The 20,591-nt window shown below is 58.8% G+C and carries 25 protein-coding genes; 13 read left to right on the forward strand and 12 right to left on the reverse strand.

Annotated elements, in window-relative coordinates:
• Positions 1-433 precede the first annotated feature (433 nt).
• The 13 genes from AC0IXS_RS20810 (at position 434) to AC0IXS_RS20870 (ending at position 9,550) form a co-directional block, all read left to right on the forward strand.
• Positions 434-1,369 carry a sigma 54-interacting transcriptional regulator gene (locus tag AC0IXS_RS20810; protein ID WP_081021732.1) on the forward strand — a complete coding sequence of 312 codons (936 nt, stop codon included), beginning with the start codon at positions 434-436 and terminating at the stop codon, positions 1,367-1,369.
• A 46-nt stretch (positions 1,370-1,415) separates the two neighbouring features.
• On the forward strand, positions 1,416-2,327 hold the full coding sequence (locus AC0IXS_RS20815) for a sigma 54-interacting transcriptional regulator (RefSeq protein WP_057409092.1): 912 nt from the start codon (positions 1,416-1,418) through the stop codon (positions 2,325-2,327).
• Between the two features lie 94 nt (positions 2,328-2,421).
• A complete protein-coding gene (locus tag AC0IXS_RS20820; protein WP_057409091.1) occupies positions 2,422-2,748 on the forward strand; it encodes a type III secretion system major pilin HrpA in 327 nt (108 codons plus the stop codon).
• A 51-nt stretch (positions 2,749-2,799) separates the two neighbouring features.
• Positions 2,800-3,813: a type III secretion system effector HrpZ gene (gene hrpZ, locus AC0IXS_RS20825; RefSeq protein ID WP_057409090.1), complete on the forward strand. Its 1,014-nt coding sequence runs from the start codon at positions 2,800-2,802 to the stop codon at positions 3,811-3,813.
• A 26-nt stretch (positions 3,814-3,839) separates the two neighbouring features.
• Positions 3,840-4,214 carry a type III secretion system inner rod subunit SctI gene (sctI, locus tag AC0IXS_RS20830; protein WP_057409089.1) on the forward strand — a complete coding sequence of 125 codons (375 nt, stop codon included), beginning with the start codon at positions 3,840-3,842 and terminating at the stop codon, positions 4,212-4,214.
• Positions 4,215-4,223: 9 nt separating this feature from the next.
• Entirely contained in the window at positions 4,224-5,030 is an 807-nt protein-coding gene (gene sctJ / locus AC0IXS_RS20835) for a type III secretion system inner membrane ring lipoprotein SctJ (protein ID WP_057409088.1), read from the forward strand.
• Positions 5,027-5,557: a hypothetical protein gene (locus AC0IXS_RS20840; protein ID WP_057409087.1), complete on the forward strand. Its 531-nt coding sequence runs from the start codon at positions 5,027-5,029 to the stop codon at positions 5,555-5,557. Before sctJ ends, AC0IXS_RS20840 begins: the two co-directional genes overlap by 4 nt.
• A 40-nt stretch (positions 5,558-5,597) precedes the next feature.
• Positions 5,598-6,179, forward strand: coding sequence for a type III secretion system stator protein SctL (gene sctL, locus AC0IXS_RS20845; protein ID WP_057409086.1), 582 nt, complete (start codon positions 5,598-5,600; stop codon positions 6,177-6,179).
• Between the two features lie 83 nt (positions 6,180-6,262).
• Positions 6,263-6,487, forward strand: coding sequence for a type III secretion protein (locus AC0IXS_RS20850; protein ID WP_057409085.1), 225 nt, complete (start codon positions 6,263-6,265; stop codon positions 6,485-6,487).
• Positions 6,474-6,905: a type III secretion protein gene (locus AC0IXS_RS20855; protein ID WP_161987274.1), complete on the forward strand. Its 432-nt coding sequence runs from the start codon at positions 6,474-6,476 to the stop codon at positions 6,903-6,905. The genes AC0IXS_RS20850 and AC0IXS_RS20855 overlap by 14 nt, the downstream gene beginning before the upstream one ends.
• 1 nt (position 6,906) lies before the next feature.
• Positions 6,907-9,000, forward strand: a complete 2,094-nt coding sequence (gene sctC, locus AC0IXS_RS20860) for a type III secretion system outer membrane ring subunit SctC (protein WP_057409083.1) — start codon at positions 6,907-6,909, stop codon at positions 8,998-9,000.
• Complete coding sequence (hrpT, locus tag AC0IXS_RS20865) at positions 8,997-9,200, forward strand: HrpT family type III secretion system protein (protein ID WP_057409082.1); 204 nt, start codon at positions 8,997-8,999, stop codon at positions 9,198-9,200. The genes sctC and hrpT overlap by 4 nt, the downstream gene beginning before the upstream one ends.
• 2 nt (positions 9,201-9,202) lie before the next feature.
• Positions 9,203-9,550 carry a hypothetical protein gene (locus tag AC0IXS_RS20870; protein ID WP_057409081.1) on the forward strand — a complete coding sequence of 116 codons (348 nt, stop codon included), beginning with the start codon at positions 9,203-9,205 and terminating at the stop codon, positions 9,548-9,550.
• 506 nt (positions 9,551-10,056) lie between these two features.
• Here AC0IXS_RS20870 and sctU read toward each other — a convergent pair.
• Genes sctU through sctW form a run of 12 tightly spaced genes read right to left on the reverse strand, consistent with a single transcriptional unit; the run spans position 10,057 to position 20,559 of the window.
• The gene (gene sctU / locus AC0IXS_RS20875) at positions 10,057-11,136 is read right to left on the reverse strand and encodes a type III secretion system export apparatus subunit SctU (protein WP_122667680.1); all 1,080 of its coding nucleotides are present in this window, start codon (positions 11,134-11,136) and stop codon (positions 10,057-10,059) included.
• Positions 11,133-11,927, reverse strand: a complete 795-nt coding sequence (gene sctT, locus AC0IXS_RS20880; protein WP_057409079.1) for a type III secretion system export apparatus subunit SctT — start codon at positions 11,925-11,927, stop codon at positions 11,133-11,135. The genes sctU and sctT overlap by 4 nt, the downstream gene beginning before the upstream one ends.
• Positions 11,928-12,194 (reverse strand): type III secretion system export apparatus subunit SctS, encoded by a 267-nt coding sequence (sctS, locus tag AC0IXS_RS20885; RefSeq protein ID WP_007248486.1) that lies wholly within the window; start codon positions 12,192-12,194, stop codon positions 11,928-11,930.
• A 7-nt stretch (positions 12,195-12,201) separates the two neighbouring features.
• Positions 12,202-12,855, reverse strand: coding sequence for a type III secretion system export apparatus subunit SctR (gene sctR / locus AC0IXS_RS20890; RefSeq protein ID WP_057409078.1), 654 nt, complete (start codon positions 12,853-12,855; stop codon positions 12,202-12,204).
• On the reverse strand, positions 12,852-13,244 hold the full coding sequence (locus AC0IXS_RS20895) for a FliM/FliN family flagellar motor switch protein (RefSeq protein WP_449125090.1): 393 nt from the start codon (positions 13,242-13,244) through the stop codon (positions 12,852-12,854). Before AC0IXS_RS20895 ends, sctR begins: the two co-directional genes overlap by 4 nt.
• Positions 13,234-13,950: a type III secretion system protein gene (locus tag AC0IXS_RS20900; protein ID WP_471825581.1), complete on the reverse strand. Its 717-nt coding sequence runs from the start codon at positions 13,948-13,950 to the stop codon at positions 13,234-13,236. Before AC0IXS_RS20900 ends, AC0IXS_RS20895 begins: the two co-directional genes overlap by 11 nt.
• Positions 13,947-14,540 carry a type III secretion system HrpP C-terminal domain-containing protein gene (locus AC0IXS_RS20905; protein WP_122667677.1) on the reverse strand — a complete coding sequence of 198 codons (594 nt, stop codon included), beginning with the start codon at positions 14,538-14,540 and terminating at the stop codon, positions 13,947-13,949. The genes AC0IXS_RS20900 and AC0IXS_RS20905 overlap by 4 nt, the downstream gene beginning before the upstream one ends.
• 6 nt (positions 14,541-14,546) lie before the next feature.
• Complete coding sequence (locus tag AC0IXS_RS20910; protein WP_057409074.1) at positions 14,547-14,993, reverse strand: hypothetical protein; 447 nt, start codon at positions 14,991-14,993, stop codon at positions 14,547-14,549.
• Between the two features lie 3 nt (positions 14,994-14,996).
• The gene (locus AC0IXS_RS20915) at positions 14,997-16,346 is read right to left on the reverse strand and encodes a FliI/YscN family ATPase (protein ID WP_122667675.1); all 1,350 of its coding nucleotides are present in this window, start codon (positions 16,344-16,346) and stop codon (positions 14,997-14,999) included.
• On the reverse strand, positions 16,343-17,323 hold the full coding sequence (locus AC0IXS_RS20920) for an FHA domain-containing protein (RefSeq protein WP_137202198.1): 981 nt from the start codon (positions 17,321-17,323) through the stop codon (positions 16,343-16,345). Before AC0IXS_RS20920 ends, AC0IXS_RS20915 begins: the two co-directional genes overlap by 4 nt.
• Before the next feature lie 33 nt (positions 17,324-17,356).
• Positions 17,357-19,456: a type III secretion system export apparatus subunit SctV gene (gene sctV / locus AC0IXS_RS20925; RefSeq protein WP_057409071.1), complete on the reverse strand. Its 2,100-nt coding sequence runs from the start codon at positions 19,454-19,456 to the stop codon at positions 17,357-17,359.
• Complete coding sequence (gene sctW / locus AC0IXS_RS20930; RefSeq protein ID WP_137202199.1) at positions 19,456-20,559, reverse strand: type III secretion system gatekeeper subunit SctW; 1,104 nt, start codon at positions 20,557-20,559, stop codon at positions 19,456-19,458. The genes sctV and sctW overlap by 1 nt, the downstream gene beginning before the upstream one ends.
• Positions 20,560-20,591 lie beyond the last annotated feature (32 nt).

Here is a 20,591-nt window from a genome sequence, read left to right on the forward strand (position 1 = left end):
TGCGCTCATTATTAATACCGCGTGAGTGGGTGTTTTCTTGAAAGCGTTAGTTAAACTTTGTTGTGGTGTTTCCCGCGCTTTTTAAAGTGTTTTATTCAACGTTTGCGCATTTTTGGGGCGTTTGAATCGCGTTTCTTCAGGAGGCTTGTAGTATGACGGACGTCATAATTTCTCATAAGTCCCGGTTAATACAGGGTTTTTATCTTTAAAAACAGGCGTTTTTAGAGTGTTTAGGGTGAAATATGAGGTGGTTGATAATGATTGTTATTAAAGGCTGTGACGTTGGAGAGGTATCTGAGGGAATGATGTCATCGTGACGGTAATTTCCGAGGTTGTGATGTTTTTCTCATTCGTTCGGGAACTAAATTAGTATATGTATGCCTTGTAGGGCGTGGTATTAATGTTCCGCCTGGCACCCTGGTGAGAGTAAACGATGGACACTAAATTTATTACAGATGCTCGAGAGCGTTGGGGTATTACCGCTCAGTCGGAAGGTCATCAAGTCGTAATGAATGGCGCTATCATGGACATGGACTTGCTGTTGTGCGGGGAAACCGGCACGGGCAAGGACACCCTGGCCAATACCATTCACAACCTGTCCAGCCGCACGGGTCCTTTCGTGGGCATGAACTGCGCCGCTATCCCTGAATCACTGGCCGAAAGCCAGCTTTTCGGCGTATCGAGCGGTGCCTTCACGGGGGTGTGCCGCTCACGTGAGGGATACATCGAAGCGTCCAATGGCGGCACGCTGTACCTCGACGAGATAGACAGCATGCCTATGAGCCTGCAGGCCAAGCTGCTGCATGTGCTCGAAAACCGTGGCGTCGAACGACTCGGCTCCACCGAGTTCATCCCTGTCGATCTGAGGGTCATCGCCTCTGCCCAGCGGCCGCTGGATGAACTGGTGGAACAAGGACTTTTCCGTCGCGACCTGTATTTCAGGCTCAATGCATTGACGCTTCAGCTGCCTGCCTTGCGCACACGTCGCGAACAGATTCTGCCGTTGTTCGACCAGTTCACCCAGGCTATTGCCGCCGAATTCGGCCGCAGTGCGCCTGTGCTGGACAGCGGGCGTGTACAGCTGCTGTTGAGTCATGACTGGTCCGGCAACATTCGCGAGCTCAAATCTGCGGCCAAGCGTTTCGTTCTGGGCTTCCCGTTACTGGGCGTCGAATTGCTGGAGCCTGAAGACTGCGATACAGGGCTGCGTACCCAACTGCGCGTGATCGAAAAAAGACTGATTCAGGATGCACTCAAGCGGCACAGGCACAACGTCGACGCGGTGCTCCAGGAACTTGAGCTTCCTCGTCGCACGCTGTATCACCGCATGAAAGAACTGGGGGTTGCGGCGCAGATCACTGCTCCCTGATTGGATTCTCTTTTGTTAACGCACCACTGCTCTGTAGAGACTATGGATGATTGTTCAAGACGGATTCGATGATGACCTGCACGAACGTGTTCCAAACCTGGAAATTGTGGCTGAAAGTATTTCTCAACTGGGGATCGATGTACTGCTGTCGGGGGAGACCGGCACCGGCAAAGATACGATAGCCAGGCGCATCCACACGTTGTCCGGCCGAAAAGGCCGGTTTGTGGCGATGAACTGCGCAGCCATCCCCGAGTCGCTGGCTGAGAGTGAGTTGTTTGGCGTGGTCAGTGGTGCCTACACCGGAGCCGATCGATCCCGTGCCGGCTACATCGAAGCAGCGCAAGGCGGCACGTTGTATCTGGATGAGATCGATAGCATGCCGCTCAGCCTGCAGGCCAAGCTGCTGCGCGTGCTGGAAACCCGTGCTCTGGAACGGCTGGGTTCGACCTCTTCGATCAAGCTGGATGTCTGCGTGATTGCATCCGCCCAACGCTCGCTGGACGACGCGGTGGAGGAGGGCGCCTTCCGCCGCGACCTCTACTTTCGCCTCAATGTGCTGACCCTGAAGCTGCCCCCCTTGCGTGCCAGACAGGAGCGCATCGTTCCTCTGTTCATGCGCTTTGCCAATGCGGTCGCCGAGGAACTGGGGCTGGACTTTCAGGTGTCCAGGCTCTGCCCGCTGCAGCAGGAGCAACTCCTGACGCATGACTGGCCCGGGAATATTCGAGAGCTGAAGGCCGCAGCCAAGCGCTTCGTGCTCGGCTTGCCGTTGCTTGGGGCCGGGCCTTGCGATGATGAGCACCAGGGCAGTGGATTGAAGACACAACTGCGCGCCATCGAAAAAGCCTTGATTCAAGAGTCACTCAAGCGCCACGACAACTGCGTCGATTCGGTGAGCCAGGAGCTGGATATGCCGCGCCGTACGCTGTATCGACGCCTCAAGGAATTGCAGATCTGATTTTTTTTGCAAGCGCTCTGGAACCGATTCACTGGCCGTCGCCACCTAGCTGTACCAAGCAATTACGCTTGTTTAGACGAAGGGGCATAAGGTTATGACAATCACTAGTTCACTTTCCGGCTTTGCAAACAAAGTCATCAACACGGGCGGTGGCGTGGCCCAAGGTATCAATAGCGGCAAAAGCGCAATTGATCGCAACGTCGCGCTGACAAAGAACACTGGCAGCACCGACAGCATCGACGCCACCCGCGACACCATCCGCAGCGGTGACAAGAAAAGCGCCGAACTGGACACCACTGCTGACAGCGAAAACGGGCTGCTGCGTGAGACGAGCATGTTGGCAGGTTTCGAGGACAAAAAAGAGGCACTTTCAAACCAGATCGTTGCGAGCAAGATCAGAAACTCTGTCGTTCAGTTCTGACTTTTGAGTGCCCCTTCGCAGTGAAGGGGCTGCTACCTTGAGGGGAATGTGATGCAGAGTCTAAGTCTTAACAGCTCGTTGCAGAGCCCAACCATGGCGCTCGTGTTGATACGGCCTGAAGCAAGCGCGAGTACGTCCAGCAAGGCGTTACAGGATGTCATCGCGCAATTGGCTCAGGAGCTGATGCAGAACGGTCAACTGGACCAAAGCTCGCCACTGGGCAAAATGCTCGCCAAGGCGATGGACGCGGATGGCACTGCTGGCGGCGGTCTTGAAGACATAAAAGCCGCGCTGGACAAGTTGATCCATGAAAAGCTGGGCGACAATTTTGGTGCCTCCGCGGACAGTCCTGCCGCAGGAGCCGGACAGCCCGACCTGATGACGCAAGTGCTGAACGGTTTGGCAAAGGCGGCGCTTAACGATCTGTTGACCAAGCAGAGCAACGGAACGAGTTTTTCCGAAGATGATATGCCGATGCTGACAAAGATCGCGCAATTCATGGACGATAACCCCGCCCAGTTCCCCACCCCGGATGCAGGCTCATGGGCCAAAGAACTAACCGAAGACAATTTTCTGGACGGTGACGAAACCGCTCAGTTTCGCGCCGCCCTGGACATCATTGGTCAGCAATTGGGTAGCCAGCAGAACGAAGCCGGTGGCATGAGCACAGGCGGTGGTCTGGGCAGCCCGACGGATTCGTTCCAGGATCCCGCGAGCGATTTGACGACCAGCTTCAATGGCGGTTCGTCGGGGGAAGGTGCTTCCAGCCTCGGCAAAATGGTGGGAGAAATGGTGGATCTGGGGTTGCAGTCGGTCTTGTCCGGCGGCGGTCTGGGCTCCTCGTCTTTCCCGGTCCGGCAGCCCGGCAGTCAACCCGACAGTGTGGCGACGGACTTCGACATGGGGCGGTTATTGGGCGGCCTGTTTGAAAAAGGGCTTGAAGTCTCGCTTCAGGGCAGTCTGGGCAGTAATACAGGCGGTGACCTGAAGACCAGTGCCGCAGACATCGCAGGCATGCTCGTCCAAACCCTCATGCAAAGCCGTCAGAACCAGGCTGTTGCCTGACTGATATCCGCCTGGAGAAGAATAACGTGACCATTTCCCATCTCAGTAAAGTTAAAAGCCTCTCGCCAGAGCTTGAGCAGGATGTGCCCCAAGGTCTCGTTGCAGAGCCTGACCAGGCGGATGTCGATTTATTCAGCGCCGCCATGCGGCCCGATGCGGTGTCTAAAGGTGCCCCGCTTTCCGAGCATATCGCCAGTGCGATTTCCGGTGGGCTGGGCGAAACCGAAAAAATGTCTCAGCAAGCCATGCGGTCCATGAAAAAGGCAGCAGGCAGTGCCGATGCAATGGACATCGCGGCGATGACCCGAACACTCTCGCAATGCTCACTTCAGACTGCGTTCGCAACCAAGGTCGTAAGCAAGACCGCGCAAGCGGTCGATAAGCTGACCAACCTGCAGTAGAGGTTCTCCGTGAGATTTCTGAGTGCAGGGCTGCTGCTGTTGTGCATGCTGATGCTCGGCGGGTGCAGCGACGAAACCGATCTGTTCACCGGCATGTCCGAGCAGGATTCCAACGAGGTGATCGCACGCCTCGCCGATCAGCACATCGATGCGCGTAAGCGTCTGGAGAAAGGCGGCGTTGTAGTGACGGTCGCAACCCAGGACATGAATCGGGCCGTACGCGTGCTCGATGCGGCGGGGCTACCCCGCCAGTCACGTACCAGTCTGGGGGAAATCTTCAAAAAAGAGGGGGTGATCTCCACCCCCCTTGAGGAGCGCGCACGTTACATCTATGCACTGTCTCAAGAGCTGGAAGCGACCTTGTCGCAGATTGACGGGGTGATCGTGGCCAGGGTTCACGTTGTCCTGCCTGAACGCATTGCGCCAGGGGAGCCGGTCCAGCCTGCGTCCGCTGCGGTGTTCATCAAACACTCGACGGCCCTGGACCCCGACAGCGTGCGTGGACGAATCCAGCAAATGGTTGCCAGCAGTATTCCCGGCATGTCGACACAGGCTGCGGAGTCGAAGAAGTTCTCCATCGTCTTCGTGCCCGCGTCGGAATTTCAGGAAACCACCCAATGGGTCAGTTTTGGCCCGTTCAAGCTGGACAGCGTCAATCTGCCGTTCTGGAACCTCATGCTCTGGCTGGTGCCGGGGGCTGTCGCACTGGTGCTGTTGATCGTGGTCATGCTGTTGCGCGGTGACTGGCGCGCCGCTGTATTGCAGCGGGTTGGTCTGGGCCGGCGTGGCAGCTCGAATCTTCCGGCACGCACATGACGGGTTCTACCGCCCAGGATCTATGGGTCCACTGGTGGTGCAATCCGTGGCGGTGGGCCCATCCGTCCTGGCAGCAACGGTTCGCCGAGCAGCAGGGCATCCCGATGCAGGCGTGTGACTCACTGATGAGCAGTCGACACACAGTGTTTCTCAAAAGCGTCGGCATCGAGCCCAGCCAGCCGCCCGAACCGGTCGAGCCGTTGATGAGCTGGATTGCCTTGTCGCCTGCGCAGCGGGACAAAGCGCTGGTGCTGGCCCAACTCATCTGTTTCTCCCGGACTGAAACCGAGGGTGTTGACGGGCAGTGGTGCTGGGGCTTGACCAAAGCATTGCGGCCCGGTGTCTGGCTGGCTCCCGAGGTGGTGGATATACGCACCGTGTTGGGCGCCTGGCTGGGCTACGCTTACTGGTCGCGGCTGCGCCTCGCCTGGCCGACAGAAGCGGTCATCGACGACCTTTGCGAAGCACCGGATAACAAACTTCAAACGTTGTGGCAGGCCGTTATGTGGCGTATCTCGACGGCCTGAATTCGATTTTTTTCCTGAATGATCCGCGCCGGAGCTTCCCATGCTTGCCAAACGCAGTATTGCGCTGACGACCGCTGCGCTGTTGCCTGAACCGATCGTGCGCCGTGAAACCATCGCCGAGAGCCTGTTGGCCCAAGACATTCTGGCTGAGGCACAGGTACAGGTCCGAGAAATGATCACTCGCCAGCAGGCGCAATCAGACCGACTTCAACAGCGGGCACTGGCCGAGTTCTGGGTATCGGCCAATGTGTTTCTGGCTGATCTCAAGAGGCAGCGTGAAGCGCTGCAGCAACAGGCGATGGAAACGGTTGAGCAGTTATTGAGCGATTCACTGAAGCATTTACTGGACCAAACCTCGCTCGCCGAGCGGGCCCGGGCACTGGCCAGAAATCTGGCGGCCAGCCAGCTCAATGATGCGGTGGCCACGTTGAGCGTGCATCCGGACATTGCCGATACGGTCGCCGAATGGTTGGCGGCCAGTCGGTTTGCCCAGCACTGGCAGCTCAAGCGCGATGCTGCGATTGCGGTCGAGAGTCTGCGTCTGAGCGACGCCAATGGCGCGTTCGACATCGAGTGGACGACGCTGCGCAATGGGTTGGCAGGTGAAGGGTCGCCTGCCTGAAAACCACTGTTGCAGCAAAATTGGAACCGCTCTAGGGGTTTGCTCCACTCAAGGTTTGAACCTTTTTGCTGGAGCACCCGCGCATGATCAGTTTCAAGTCATTGCAAAATAACCTCGATACCACCACGACCCGTGCCATGTCCCAAATCGATGACGTTCTGGGCGGGGGTAACGGACCTATCACTGCCGACGATATCGATGCATTCAGCGAAGCCAGCCAGCAGGTGGCTGTCGCCTCCAACGTTGCTGACCAATGCCAGCAAGCCAGCTACAAACTGACCAAAAATGTCATCGATGGATTTCAGTGATTTTGAGGCGGTCCTCGGGCAGTGGTGTGCTCAGCGTCCGCTGACCCCGCTGGACTGCTGGGTCGACGACGCCAACGCGCGCCTGGAAGTGCAGGGCGACGGCGTGCGCTGCAGCATTGAATTGCTCGATCCATTCGATGCCAACGATCCCCAGCGCATCGAGGCGTTGCTCAGTCAAGGTGGCGCAAGCCTGGCTTGCGCCTGTGACGGCGCGCTCGCCATTGACCCGCAGACGGGCTGCATGGTTCTGGTCTGCTGGATTCCCAATCCGTGTGGCCTCGACGATCTGCTCAATTATCTGGAAAGCCTGGCCAACCAGCGTGCGGCCTTGCTCAGCCTGATGCATACCACCCTCGTCACTAACGTGTCCGCCTTTTCCGGGCGCACGACCCTCAATCACCGGCAACCGGGAGTGTGAAATGCGCAAGGCCTTGATGTGGTTGCCTTTGTTGTTGATCGGGATGGTCCCACCGACATGGGCGGCCATCCCCGATTCCTGGAAGCACACGGCCTACGCCTATGATGCTCGGGAAACTGAATTGAGTACGGCTTTGAGCGACTTTGCCAAAGAGTTCGGAATGGCGCTGGATATGGCACCGATTTCGGGGAAACTCGACGGCCGGATCCGCGCCGAAAACCCTCAGGAGTTTCTTGAGCGGCTCGCTCAGGAGTATCACTTCCAATGGTTTGTCTACAACGACACGCTGTACATCAGCCCGGCCAGTGAGCACACCTCGGCACGCATCGAAGTGTCCTCCGATGCCGTGGATGACCTGCAGACCGCCTTGACTGATGTGGGCCTGCTGGACAAGCGTTTCGGGTGGGGCTCGCTGCCCAACGAAGGGGTCGTGCTGGTTCGCGGCCCTGCGAAGTACGTCGACCTGGTGCGTGACTACAGTAAAAAAGTCGACTCGACCGACAAGGGCGAAAAGCAGGACGTGGTCGTGTTTGCGCTCAAGTATGCGAACGCGGCGGATCGCACCATTCGGTATCGTGATCAGCAACTGACCGTCGCCGGTGTGGCGAGCATTCTTCAGGAGTTGCTGGACACCCGTTCTCGCGGCGATTCCATCAACGGCGTCAACCTGTTGGGGCATGGTCATCCAGGCGGTGGACTCTCGGAGGGCGGCGGTTCGGATGAACCCAATGTGCCTTACAACCTGAGTGCCAACGGCATCGACACCGGTGCCCTGCAGCAAGGCCTTGACCGGGTCTTGAACTACGGCAGCAAGAAGTCTGGCAAAGGTAAAGCCGGGGGGGGTCGTGCGAACATCCGCGTCAGTGCCGACGTTCGTAACAACGCGGTCCTGATCTATGACTTGCCTGACCGCAAGGCCATGTACGAGAAGCTGATCAAAGAGCTGGACGTCCCGCGCAATTTGATTGAAATCGATGCGGTGATCCTGGACATCGACCGTAACGAACTGGCTGAGCTGGCCAGCCGCTGGAACTTCAAATCGGGCGGCGTCAATATGTTTGACGCGGGCACCACCTCGACACTGTTCATTCAGAATGCCGGCAAGTTCTCTGCCGAACTGCACGCGCTGGAAGGCAATGGCTCAGCGTCTGTGATCGGCAATCCGTCGATTCTGACGCTGGAAAACCAACCCGCCGTGATTGACTTCAGTCGAACCGAGTACATCACCGCGACGTCCGAGCGTGTGGCCAATATCGAGCCCATCACCGCTGGCACCAGCTTGCAGGTCATTCCACGCTCGCTGGATCACGATGGCAAACCTCAGGTGCAGCTGATTGTCGACATCGAGGACGGTCAAATCGATGTCTCGGACATCAATGCCGACCAGCCGAGCGTACGCAAAGGAAACGTCAGCACCCAGGCGGTCATCGCCGAGCATGGTTCACTGGTCGTCGGCGGATTTCATGGCCTTGAAGCCAATGACAAAGTTCACAAGATCCCGCTGCTGGGCGACATTCCCTACATCGGCAAACTGCTGTTTCAGTCGCGCAGCCGTGAAATCAATCACCGTGAGCGGTTGTTCATCCTGACGCCGCGACTGATTGGCGATCAGGTCAACCCGGCGCGCTACGTACAAAACGGTAACCCGCACGACATCGATGCCCAGATGAAAACCATCAAAGAGCGTCGTGACGGTGGAGACCTGCCTACCCGGAACGATGTTCAGAATGTCTTCACGCAAATGGTCGACGGTGTTGCGCCACCCGGTATGCATACGGGCGAAACCATGCCCTTCGAAACCGACAGCTTGTGCGATCCGGGCGATGGGCTGACACTCGATCAGACGCGTTCGCAGTGGTTTGTCCAGAAGGGCTGGGGCGTTGCCGTGGTCGTGGCGCACAACAACACCAACAAGCCGGTGCGTATCGACGAAAGCCGATGTGGCGGTCGCTGGGTGATCGGCGTCACGGCCTGGCCTCATGCATGGGTACAGCCGGGTGAGGAAAGCGAAGTGTACATCGCTATGCGCCAGCCTCAGCTATCGAAAATGGCTAAGGAAAGCAGACCTTCGCTGCTCAGGAGAACCGCACCATGAAAAGCCGCAGTGTTGTCATATTGTTCGTTCTGCTCGCGACCCTGGCAGGATGCACGACCAATGGCTGCAAGGGTTACGCCTGTAAACGGCCTGACTCCACCAACCGTGAACTGGTGATCTGGTGGCCGCCAGACATGCGTCAGGGGGTGGATGAAAGCGATCACGAGCAGGACTATACCGTTGTGCAGTTAAGGGACTGAAGATGATTGAGGTAACGGAAAAAGTGGCGTTCTACAGTCAGGTTGCCGCTCAAAATCCTGCCGTATGGCCCGTGGCAAGTGGGGTGGCTTTCGTCAGCCGTCGTGAATACCACGACTGGGGAATTGCACTTCACATCGAAGGCCGGGCGCTGCGCCCGGAACAATTGCGAGAGGCACTGCAGCTCAGGTTTTCAGAGGCAGAGCGGTTCAATAACTACTTCCTGTTTCTGGATGTACAGCGTGATTTTGTGGTGTGGCATGCGGTCAGCGACGCGCCTGATTCAGTCACCAACCTGGATGACATCCGACGCAACGAGCTGATCCTGGCGGGACTTGTTCATTTGGCCTAGCCCCTTAAGGACGTCTGCTTGACTGAAAGATGACCGCTTCCGCCATGTGGAAGCGGTTTTTTTTGCATTCGCGTTCGCTGCGATAGCTTCGTCCGGTTGCCCCACGGTTTCGAGCCTGCCCGTAGGAGCTCACGGAGGTTACGACGGCAGCGATGGGCTGCGCAGCAGGCCCTTGTTGTTGTCTGACACACCGCGTGTACCGGTTTTGCTGCCGGTACCCGGCAGATCGCGGACAAGTCCGCTCCCACGATTTCTAGCCTGCCCGTAGGAGCTCACGGAGGTTACGACGGCAGCGATGGGCTGCGCAGCAGGCCCTTGTTGTTGTCTGACACACTGCGTGTACCGGTTTTGCTGCCGGTGCCCGGCAGATCGCGGACAAGCACGCTCCTACGGTTTTGAGCCTGCCTGTAGGAGCTCACGGAGGTTACGACGGCAGCGATGGGGTGCGCAGCAGCCCTGGGGGTGTATCGGATATACAGGCTGCGAGGTGGTTAAGAAGAAAGGATCTACAGCTCGACTTCGACCTGAATCACTTCATCGGTGATTTCGTCCAGTTGGCGAACCACTTTGTAAATGTGACCGACGGCCTGCAGGGTAGGGCGGGGGATGTATTTTCCGACCTGGACGCGATACAGCGTACGGGCCAGCCAGATGCTCTGAACCACTGGAATGCCAGCTCTCTTTGCCCGGGCGATCAAGTCCAGCGCGTCCTCGTCTTCGCCTTTGCAGTGAATCAACGGCAAAGGTGTTTCGCCCGGGCGGTAATACAGGGCTACTGCGTAGTGCGTGGGGTTGACCAGCAGCATGTCGGCGTCTTCCACCGGTTTGGGCGCAGCCGTGGGTTCCTGGTTGAGAATTTCATGAGAAAGCTGGCGACGATGGCCTTTGACGTGCGGATCACCCTCGGACTGTTTGTACTCTTTCTTGATGTCCTCATGACTCATGCGCAGCTTTTTGGCGTGGAAGTATTTTTGCAGCGCAAAGTCGGCCATTGCAATCGCCAGCAGCAGACCGAGGATGACTCGCAGAATATGCCTGAACAGCTCGACCAAGGCATGCCAGTAAGTGACCAGATCGCTGTTGGCCAGGATGATCAGGGTGCCTAATGCCGGTTTTACCTGACTGTACAGCGTTGCCGCGATGGCAACGGCCTTGAGAATACTCAGCAGCAAGGTGGAGATATTCTGTCCCGAGAACATTTGTTTGGCGTGGGAGAACGGGTTGATTTTATTGATATCGATCTTCAGCGCCTTGGGGGCGAACAAAAAGCCGACCTGCACCCAACTGCTGATCAGGCGCATGAGCATCGCCAGGCCGACGCTGCACAAGGTGAAGCTGATGAGTACCGACAGACCTTCACTGGTCAGGTGTTCGACGGCCGACAGGAAGGAGCGGTCGATGCCTTTGAAGGACAGGGCCAGCAAGGCTTGCAGACGATTGACACTCTCATCGGCCAAGCCAAGTGTCACCTCGCTCACGGCCATCAGCACCAGCAGCTTGCCCAGGTCCTGACTCTGCCCGACCTGGCCCTTTTCCCTGGCATCACGTATCTGTTTGGGCGTGGCCTTTTCTGTTTTTTCGCTCACGGCACTTGCACCAGCAGGCCGAACAGGGACTTCAGGTCCGTCAGCTTCAGCAACTGACCGGTGCCCAGTTCCAGCAGCGTCGGCAGGTAGACCAGAAGAAACGCCAGCCCGGCCATGCTCTTGGCCGGCATGGCGAGGATGGACACGTTCAACTGTTGTGCGTACAGGCCGACGATTGCAAACGCGGCTTCGATCAGCAGTAGCAGCGCAATGAAGGGCGCTGCATACAGCATCATGTGCTGCATGGTCTGATTCAACTGCTCAAGGAAAACATCCAGGCCTTCGGCGGTCATGCCCGGCAGCCAGGCGGTGGGTGGCCAGACGGTGTAGCTGTCCCAGATGACTTGAGTGATCAATGACAGCCCGCCGGTGAGAATCACCAGCATGATCATGGTTTCCTGGAACAGCTCGCCCAAAGGCGTTGCATCCGGGCCCAGGCTTGGATTGATCTGCCCACCGCTCAATGCGCCGCGCTGGCTATCCAGCAATGCACCGACCGAGGCGAACATCCAGAAAGGCGCATACAGCAGCAACCCCATCAGCGTGCCCAACACCGATTCCTTGATGATCAGGCCACCGATTTCAAACCAGTTACCGTCCATCGAGCCCAGCGCACGGCTGATGGCGGGCGCAGGCACCATCGAGATCGCCGCCAGTATGGCGTAGCGAAGCGGGCCCTTGAGGTACTTGAAGCAGAAGGCGGGCACCAACATCATGCACGGCAACAGACGCGCCATTGCCAGCACCATGCCCATCATGAGCTCATAAATGTATTGCGCGTCAAAGGGCATCTAGTGACTGACCCCGGACCGTGCGATCAGGTCGAAGGCCATGTTGATGAACTGGATCAGTTCGACGCCGATCCAGCGACCGGTCATGGCCAGCGTCAGTCCGACTGCGCCCAGTTTTATCCCGAACGGCAGTGTCTGATCCTGGATCTGCATCAACGCTTGCAGCAACGAGGTGATCACCCCCACCAGCACCGCCACAGCCAAAGGTGGGGCGGTGAGAATGACCACCAGAAACATGCCTTGCTTGAACAACGCCAACGCTTCCATGACCGCCTCACATGTACGAATAGAAGAGGCTGTCGAGCAGGCGGGACCAGCCCGACACCAGCACGAATAACAGCAGCTTGAGTGGCAAGGAAATGGTCATGGGTGAAACCATCTGCATGCCCAGCGCCAACAGAAGGTTGGAGACAATCAGATCGATGACGATGAACGGGATGTAGATCAGAAAGCCGATCTCGAAGCCTGCCTGCAACTCCGACATCACGAAGGCCGGGATTGCCAGCAGCAGATCGTCCTTGGTCGCCTGGTCGGCCATCTCTTTGGGCCACATGCGCTGGGTATTTTCCAGCAGGTGAGCCACCACGTCCGGGTCGGTGTTACGTGTCATGAAGCGTTGCAGCGGTTCGATCACGGTTCTCAGGCTGGCTTGCAGTTTGTCGGCGCTGCCCAGTTCCAGGGGATGATCGTGGACCCGTTGCTGAATGTCATGAGCGACCGGGGCCATGACGAACATCGTTGCAGCCAGCGCAATGCCATACAGCGCCATGTTTGGTGGCACCTGCTGCACACCGATGGCGTTACGGGTGATCAGCAGTGTCATGGCAATCTTCAGAAAGGCCGTGCAGACGATCAGCAGAAACGGTATCAGCGATAGCGAACCGAGAAACAGCGCCAGCATGATCGGGTTCGTCCCGTCCATGATCATGGCTGGGTCACCATTCGGGTGATCTGCAAACCAAGCCTGCCGTCGACGTCCACCAGTTCACCTTCGGCCACGACCCGTTCGCCGTGGCAGAGGGTGGCGTGTCCCGGCGCAATGCCTGCGACTTCAAGGATCGCTCCTGCGTCCAGGCGTCGAAGCGCTGCGAGGGTCAGCGTGAGCTCACCGCAGCGTAGCGTCAGGTCCAGCGTCAGGCTCTCGAATGCAGCCGGTTCGGTAACAGCCTGCGATTGTTCGTCATCAGCTGTTTCCGAGTTCTGCCAGGAATGTTCATTCGAGGGCTCGGCATGATCGTCTTCGCTGAACTCGCCTGCCGTCTCGCCATCATCGTCCAGGTAGTCGACCTCTTCCTGGTAAAGATCCTCAGTACTCATTGTGACCATGCTCCTCGTGGCTGAGCCGCAGAAAAAGTTGTTGCGCCTGGCTGTCGACGTGCGCGGCCCATTGCCGTCCGCCCAGTGCCAGGCGACCTTGTCCCGCGCTGTCGAACTGGCAACGGGCAGGCAACACCACGTCTCCAGGGCGCAGCGATGCCAGTTCATTGGGCGTGAGTACCAGCTCGCCGATAATCAGCGGCGTCGTCACTGGCCAGGTGTCATCCACAGGCTTGTATCGAGCCTGCCAGGGCGCTAAGTGCAATAGCCTGAGCAACGTGTGCGATGGGCTGTGCAGGTGCGCGTGGAGCGACTCCCCACCTAGACGTACCTGAACCCGGCAGCCAAACGAAGCGTCGTCGGGCGCATCGAGCAACGGCTCGAGCGGGGCCAGCACGTCGGCAATGGATGGGCTCAGGCACTGGTTGAAAAATTGCCAGTACCAGTCCTGATGTTCGCCGCCCAAGGTCAGTGGCGCATCGCCCAACAGGCTTAGCACAGCTTCGGCGTCGCTCAAGCACATGGGCCCTGCGGCGCTGTCGAGCCAGATGCCATTGGCGGGCGCTTCCTGCCCGTAAGCCAGCGGCAGAAGCGTCAGCTCGCCGCGCTGGCCCTGTGCTTCGAAGGCGAGGGACTGCCCGGCACCCAGCGCACGCGTGGCTTGAGCCAGCAGCGGGTCAACCTTGCGCAGTTGCAGCGCGCTCATGCCTGGAGGTCTTCGTGAAAGTCGAGGTCGACGTCGTGGCCCAAGGCTTGCGACAGCGCATCGCGACAGGCCCGTGAGTGGCCGTAGACACGCTTGAGGACGTCACGACGGCTGAATCCCACTTGGATGCTCCAGCGATTGTCGGTCTTTTCGGCATTGACGCGGACTTTGCCCAGATTCGGCATCAGCAACGTGAAGTTGAGCGGACCCGGCGGTTGCTCAGGCAGACGCTGCGCCAGCTCATCAATCAGTTGTGTTGGCATCGGCTCCGTTTTCGCCGAAAGGTCCAGACTGCCGCCAGCAAAGCTCTGCGCGTCGGGCTCTTCGCCCACCGGCAGTATCAGCAATTGGGAAAAGAACAGACCATCGGCGCTGATCGGGTCGTCTTCAAGGAATCTGCTTGATGATCGACCGGAGAGCGAGTCGCCACGGCCGAGACCTCCCGAAGCCAGACGTTTTTCAACCGGCCCGGCAGGTACGCGACAGGACTGCACCGGGCGTCGTGGCGATACCGGTGCCTCGTGTACTTCAGTGTCCTGGCGTTGAGGCGTGGGCGGTGCTTTTGGTGCATGTTTGATCGCAGTGGACATCGGCGCTTAACCTTCTTCGTTGAGTGCCTCGCTCATGCAGGCCAGTTTTTCGACTGCACGCTGAGACGCCTTGGCTTGTCGCTGTCGCTCGTGTACCAGGGCTTGCTGTTCATCAATCCGCAGTTGCTGTTGCTGAATGTCCTGACGGATGGCGGCCAGGCAGTCGAGCATGGTGTTCTCGCGCGCATGCCATCGATCCACATCGTGACGGCAGATGGTTTTTTCCAGATGGGCTTGCGCCAGTATTTCGCGTTGCTGCTTTTGCTGGTCACGTTCCCGGTCCAGCGACGCTCTGGTTACTGATAGGTGGTCGAGCATGGATTTCAGTTCCACCTGTGCCTGGCGTTGCGCCCGTTCTGCACTGGCCTGACGGTGTTGACGCAGCGGGGTCAGCAGGCCGATCACCTGCTCGAACGCGGCCCGCTGCGGATCTTCTTCAAGCGAGTCGTCCATCGTTTACTCCGGCAACTGTGAAGTGATCCTGAGCAACGCATTCAGCGTTTCCTCCAGCGGCACCGGTTCACGCAGATCCTGGCGCAGGAAGGCATTGATGTCCTCGTTCAGCTTCACGGCGCAATCGGTGACGGGGTCTGACCCTGCCTGGTATTCGCCCAGACGCAGCAGCATTTCCACCTGTTTGTAGGCCGCCATCAGTTGGCGCAGTCGATTGTTGGCGCGCTGATGTTCGCGACCGGTCACGTTGCTGAGGATTCGGCTGATGCTGGCGGAGACGTCGATGGCCGGGTAATGACCACGCTCGGCCAGTTTTCGCGACAGCACAATATGGCCATCCAGCAGCGAACGCACCTCGTCCGCCACCGGGTCATTCATCGAATCCTGTTCGATAAGTACGGTGTAAAGCGCAGTGATCGAGCCGTTCTCGCTCATGCCCGCGCGCTCCACCAGACGTGGCAGCAAGGTGTACACCGAAGGCGGCAGGCCGCCGCGCCCCAGAGGCTCCCCTGAGGCAATGCCGATTTCACGCTGTGCACGGGCAAATCGAGTAAGGGAATCGAGCAATAGCAGCACTTTCTGGCCCCTTTCACGGAACGCTTCAGCGATGGCGGTTGCCGTGAACGCGGCACGTGCACGCTCCATGCTCGATCGGTCCGACGTGGCGCAGACCAGGACCGAGCGGCTGCGCAGGGTTTCATCCAGCTCGTGGTCGAGAAACTCGCGCAGCTCCCGACCCCGTTCGCCGATCAGACCGAAGACGATCACATCGCAATCCATGTTGCGGGCCAGCTCGGCCATAAGCGTGGTCTTGCCACAACCGGCACCGGCGAACAGGCCGACACGTTGGCCTTCGCCCAGCAGGATGGCGCTGTCGATCGCTCGTACTCCGGTGGGCAAGGCTCTGCTGATACGCGGGCGTTGGGTAGGCGGCAGGGCATCGGCAATGACGGGCAAGGTCGTGCGGCGATCGTCGGGACCTGCGAAAGCGCCCAGGGCATCGCCGAGCAAAGGTCGACCAAAACCATCCAGTACACAGCCCAACAGACTGTCGTCGACCCCAATGCGGTGGGCAATGCCCAGCGGGCGAATCGTCGCCCCGACCTGAATCCCGTCGGGCGCCCCCAACGCACTGAGCAGCGTGCAATCGGGCGTGAAACCCACGATCTCGGCCAATAACAGGCTGCCGTCGGCCTTGCTCACTTCACACAAGTCGCCGACTTTGGCGGCAGGCAATTTGCACTCCAGCAAAATACCCCGCACCGCACTTACCCGACCGCTGACACGCACGGCGCTGTACTGTGAAAGGCGTGCCGCCTGAACCGCTTTCCACTGGTCCAGTGCCGCGTTCACCACGCCACCTCGACATGGCGATCACCGTCGAACTGCAGGCGGTGCTCATCGATTCTGGACAGACGCAACCCGTCCACATCATCGCCGACGTAAACGCGACGGCCGTCAGCGGTCACCAAGTGGGCGTGGGGGCCGGTCATGATTTGAACCACCACGAAGGGGAGTGTGTTGTGCGCACTGGACACATTATCGAGCACTGTCACGGGCGAGTTATAGCGGTTCTTGAAGCGTTGCAGCATGCGTTGGTAAACCAGCAGGGCCTCGTCCTTGGCGTCACCATTTAGTACAAGGCCTTCCGGTGTTTCGTCAATGCTGATATGGCTGAGCATGCGGTCGCTGAGCATGGTGTTGAGCTGATGCCGCACGGCATCAGCATCGGCCAGACGGATGCGTGTGTCGGGCACCTCTCTGACGGATGTTGCAGGCGTGCCCGCAGGTTTTTCCGGCTCCTTTCCCGCAGTCTGCTTCAGCGCTGCAACCTGAGCGACTTCAGGATCAACGGCAGTGGGGCCGGGGCGGGTCAGGCTCCATGCGCTGCCGATAACGCCTATCAGTAAGCCTGCGATGATGCCGGTGGTACGGTTCAGCAGTTTCTGCGAGCGCGACGGTACTTTCTGCAGGGGGGCAGAGTGACGCACCGGGTCGGGCTCGGGCTTGGGGGGGATGACGGCAGGCACCTCGGGCCATTCATCGCCGGCGGGCGAGACGCACAGCCAGACCGAACCCAGCATGAAGGCACGATTGAGGGTCAGCTCGATGCTGGCCTGAACAGCGCCTTCTTCGTCGCACACCTGTCCTTCTTCTCCGTTCAGGACCCAGCTGTCGCCCAGGCGTTGCAGTTGACCGTGCAGGCTCTCGATACCTGTATCGTCCAGGGCTAGATCCTGCTGTGGGGCTGAACCAATCGACCATTGCTCACCGACCAGCGGCAGCGCAGCCCCCTGGTGATGACCGTTCAGTACGCGTAATTCAAACATCCGATTTTCTCCCTGTGCCCAAGCCCGTCAGGCTCAGGCCGCATGCTCGTTATCCAACGGCTCGAGATCATCTTCCAGGTCGAAACGACCCATGACTTTGACCTTGGCCGCATTGCTGATTTCGGCGAAAGACAACACCGGGACGTGGTAGAACTCTTCCTTGAGCAAGTTGCGCAGCGGGCTGCGCAAATCCTGCGCGACCAACAGAACAGCCTGCTCGGGCGCCCGCAAAGGGAACGCCATGTGCAGTTGTTGCACGAGCATCTGGCTGACCTCGTTGCCAAGCGCAAAAAAGGTTTCGGTCTGTGTCTGGCGTAAGCCGTCGCGCAGCAATCCTTCACTTTCCGGCGTCAACAGCCAGACCAGCAGACCTTCGGTGCCGCAATATTGGTGGTAGATCTGCGACTTGAGGGCGATACGCACGTAGTCGGTCAGCACGCTGACATCGCGCTCGTGCTGGGCATGCTCGATCAGGGTTTCGGCGATCACCCGGATGGCGCGCAGCGGTACGCATTCCGCAGCCAAGCGTTGCAGGACAGCAGAGAATCGCGTCAGGGTCAGTACCCGCTGCATCTCCTGGGCCAGCTCCGGCTGCTCGTTCTCCAGCCAGCCGAGGATGGCCTTGGTTTCCTGCAAGCCGATGAACTGCGGCCCGCAAGCCTGCAACGCGCGCTCCATGCGTTCGATGATCAGCGTCATGGCGCTCACGCCATTGAGTGGGTTGTCTTGAAGTTCAGGCGCGTCGGCCGGTATCCAGACCCATTGTTCCTCTTGGCGGTCCGTGTTGCCGGGAATGGCAGAGGGCATGTTTTCGCCGTTCACCTGACGAGCGCTCACCGCTACGTGGCTTTGGCTGAAGGTGGCTTTGAGCAGCGGCACTTCATACACCGTGAAACGGAATTCGTCCGGTTGCAGATGCTGTGACTGTTCAATGATGAAAGAGGGCAGGGTGAGGCCGTAGTTGATCACCAGTCGATTGCGACGCTGTCTGATCTCGCTGACCAGCGCCTCGATCTGCTGCAGGTTCTGGCTCGGGTGAAACTGCAGGACAAACTGGCGGCTGGGTGCAAACGTGCGCAAGTCTTCCTTACCGTTCATCTCTGGGGCCACGGCCACCGCACCGTCCTGCGCTTTCTTGGGTTTGGCCCGTTGCAATTGCAGCAAACCACCCGCGCCGCAAATGATAGCGATGGTGATGAACACCCCGGTCGGCATACCGGGCAGCGCAGCAAAGCCGAGCATGGCCACGGAGGCGATAATCCAGGCTTTTGGCTGGCTGGTGATCTGCTCGGCGATCTCGCGGCCAATGTTCGCTTCCGCACCCGCGTCAGCGTTGGGGACGCGGGTAATGATCATGCCGCAGGTGACCGAGATCAGCAGCGCCGGGATCTGCGCGATGAGGCCGTCGCCGATGGTCAGTACGGTGTACAGCTGCAGAGCGTCGCCCGCCGTCATGCCGTGTTGCACCACGCCGATGGAGATACCGCCAATCATGTTGATCGCAACGATGATCAAGCCGGCGATGGCATCGCCGTTGACGAACTTCATCGCACCGTCCATTGCACCGAACAGTTGGCTCTCTTTGTTCAGTTCGGCCCGACGTTTGCGCGCTTCCTGGACGCTGATCAGGTTGGCGCGCAAGTCACTGTCGATGGACATCTGTTTGCCGGGCATCGCGTCCAGAGTGAAGCGCGCACCAACTTCAGCGACACGCTCTGAACCCTTGGTGATGACCAGGAAGTTGACCACGGTCAGGATCAGGAAGATCACCAGACCCACCGCAAGGTTGCCGCCCACCACGAACTGGCCGAAGGCTTCGACGATGTGTCCGGCATCCTGGTTGAGCAAAATCAGACGGGTCGTGGAGATCGACAGCGCCAGGCGAAACATGGTGGTCAGAAGCAGCACCGCCGGGAACGTCGAAAACGCCAGCGGCCTGGGCAGGTGCATCGCCAGCATGATGAGCAAGCAGGAGATGCAGATGTTCACGGCAATCAGCACGTCCACCAGGCCGGTTGGCAGGGGAGTGATCATCATGAACACGATGGCGATCACGAAGAACGCGCCGACCAGTTCCGAGCGGCGCATGGCTGCCAGCGCCACGCCGTTCAACAGATTGATGACTCTATTCATCAGGCGATTCCCTTGTACGTCTGCTTCTGTTCCTGTTGAGTGAGATCGCTCATCAGGACCAGCAGGTTATTCAACGCGGTCTGACGGCTCTTCAGGTCTCGCCAGAGCAAGATGGGCAATTGCATGAGCATCGGGCGCAAACCGTTTAGAAAGGCCAGTTGGTGTTTGAGGTGCTCACCCCCGATATGCTGGGTCAGTTGCAGCGTCTGGTTCACATTCATGCCATTGGCCGTCAGGGTCAGCAGGTGTTTGAGAAACGCCGGAGGATCGACCTTCAGGTCGGGATTCTTGTTGCGCATCCGTCCCAGCAAGTGTTCGCACCCACGCAGCAAGGTGGCCACGTGACGTGCGGTAGTCAGGCCGTGCATCAACGTGCGCAGTTGTTCATGAGAGGCGGATGGCTTGATCGCCGACAGGTCGTCGGCAATCGCGATACGCATATCTCGAAGATTCAGGTCGAACTGTCCGGGTTCTTCCTGCTCGCTGATCAACGCTTCGATCAATCCGGTGATGTTCGGCTGGCCGCTGACCGCGACGCTGTACAGATTGCGCAGGGCTGTGCGGCGTTTGTTATCCGCGTTCTGGCGACCGAAGGCCTTGGCGGTATTGATGCCTGCCCGGGCATGCGCACCAAACTTGCGTCGCAGCTGTTTAATCCTGTCGGTCAACATTTCGTATTCGTGCGGACTGCCTTCGGACTCAGCCTGCTTGCGTGCGGCCTGGAGCACGACGTACGCCTTGGCGGCGTCATCTTCGGAAAATTCCAGCACCTGCTCGATTTCAGACGAGTCGTCCTGCGCCAGCTTTTTGCGCAACCCCCTGGCGGCGTTATCGAGTCCGGTGTCCTCTTCATTCATCAGCAGTTGATAGAGCTCGCTCAGCTTGACGGCACGTGACTGCAGGGCGTTTCTGCTGGCGATCAGTTCTCGCTGGCGCAGGATCCGGCTCTGTTGCACCAGTGCAGCCCTGAACCGCGAAACCTGTTGGGACGATGTCCCCTCGCTGTGAGATTCCGGGACAGGGATCGGCCGCGCAGCAGGCACCACAACACGGGTCGGGACGACCGGATGGGTTGGCAATATAGGCGGGGCAACGATTTTCATAGGAAGGTTCTGAGCCTGATCATGACCGCTGA

This window comes from Pseudomonas sp. AC016 (assembly GCF_979253365.1).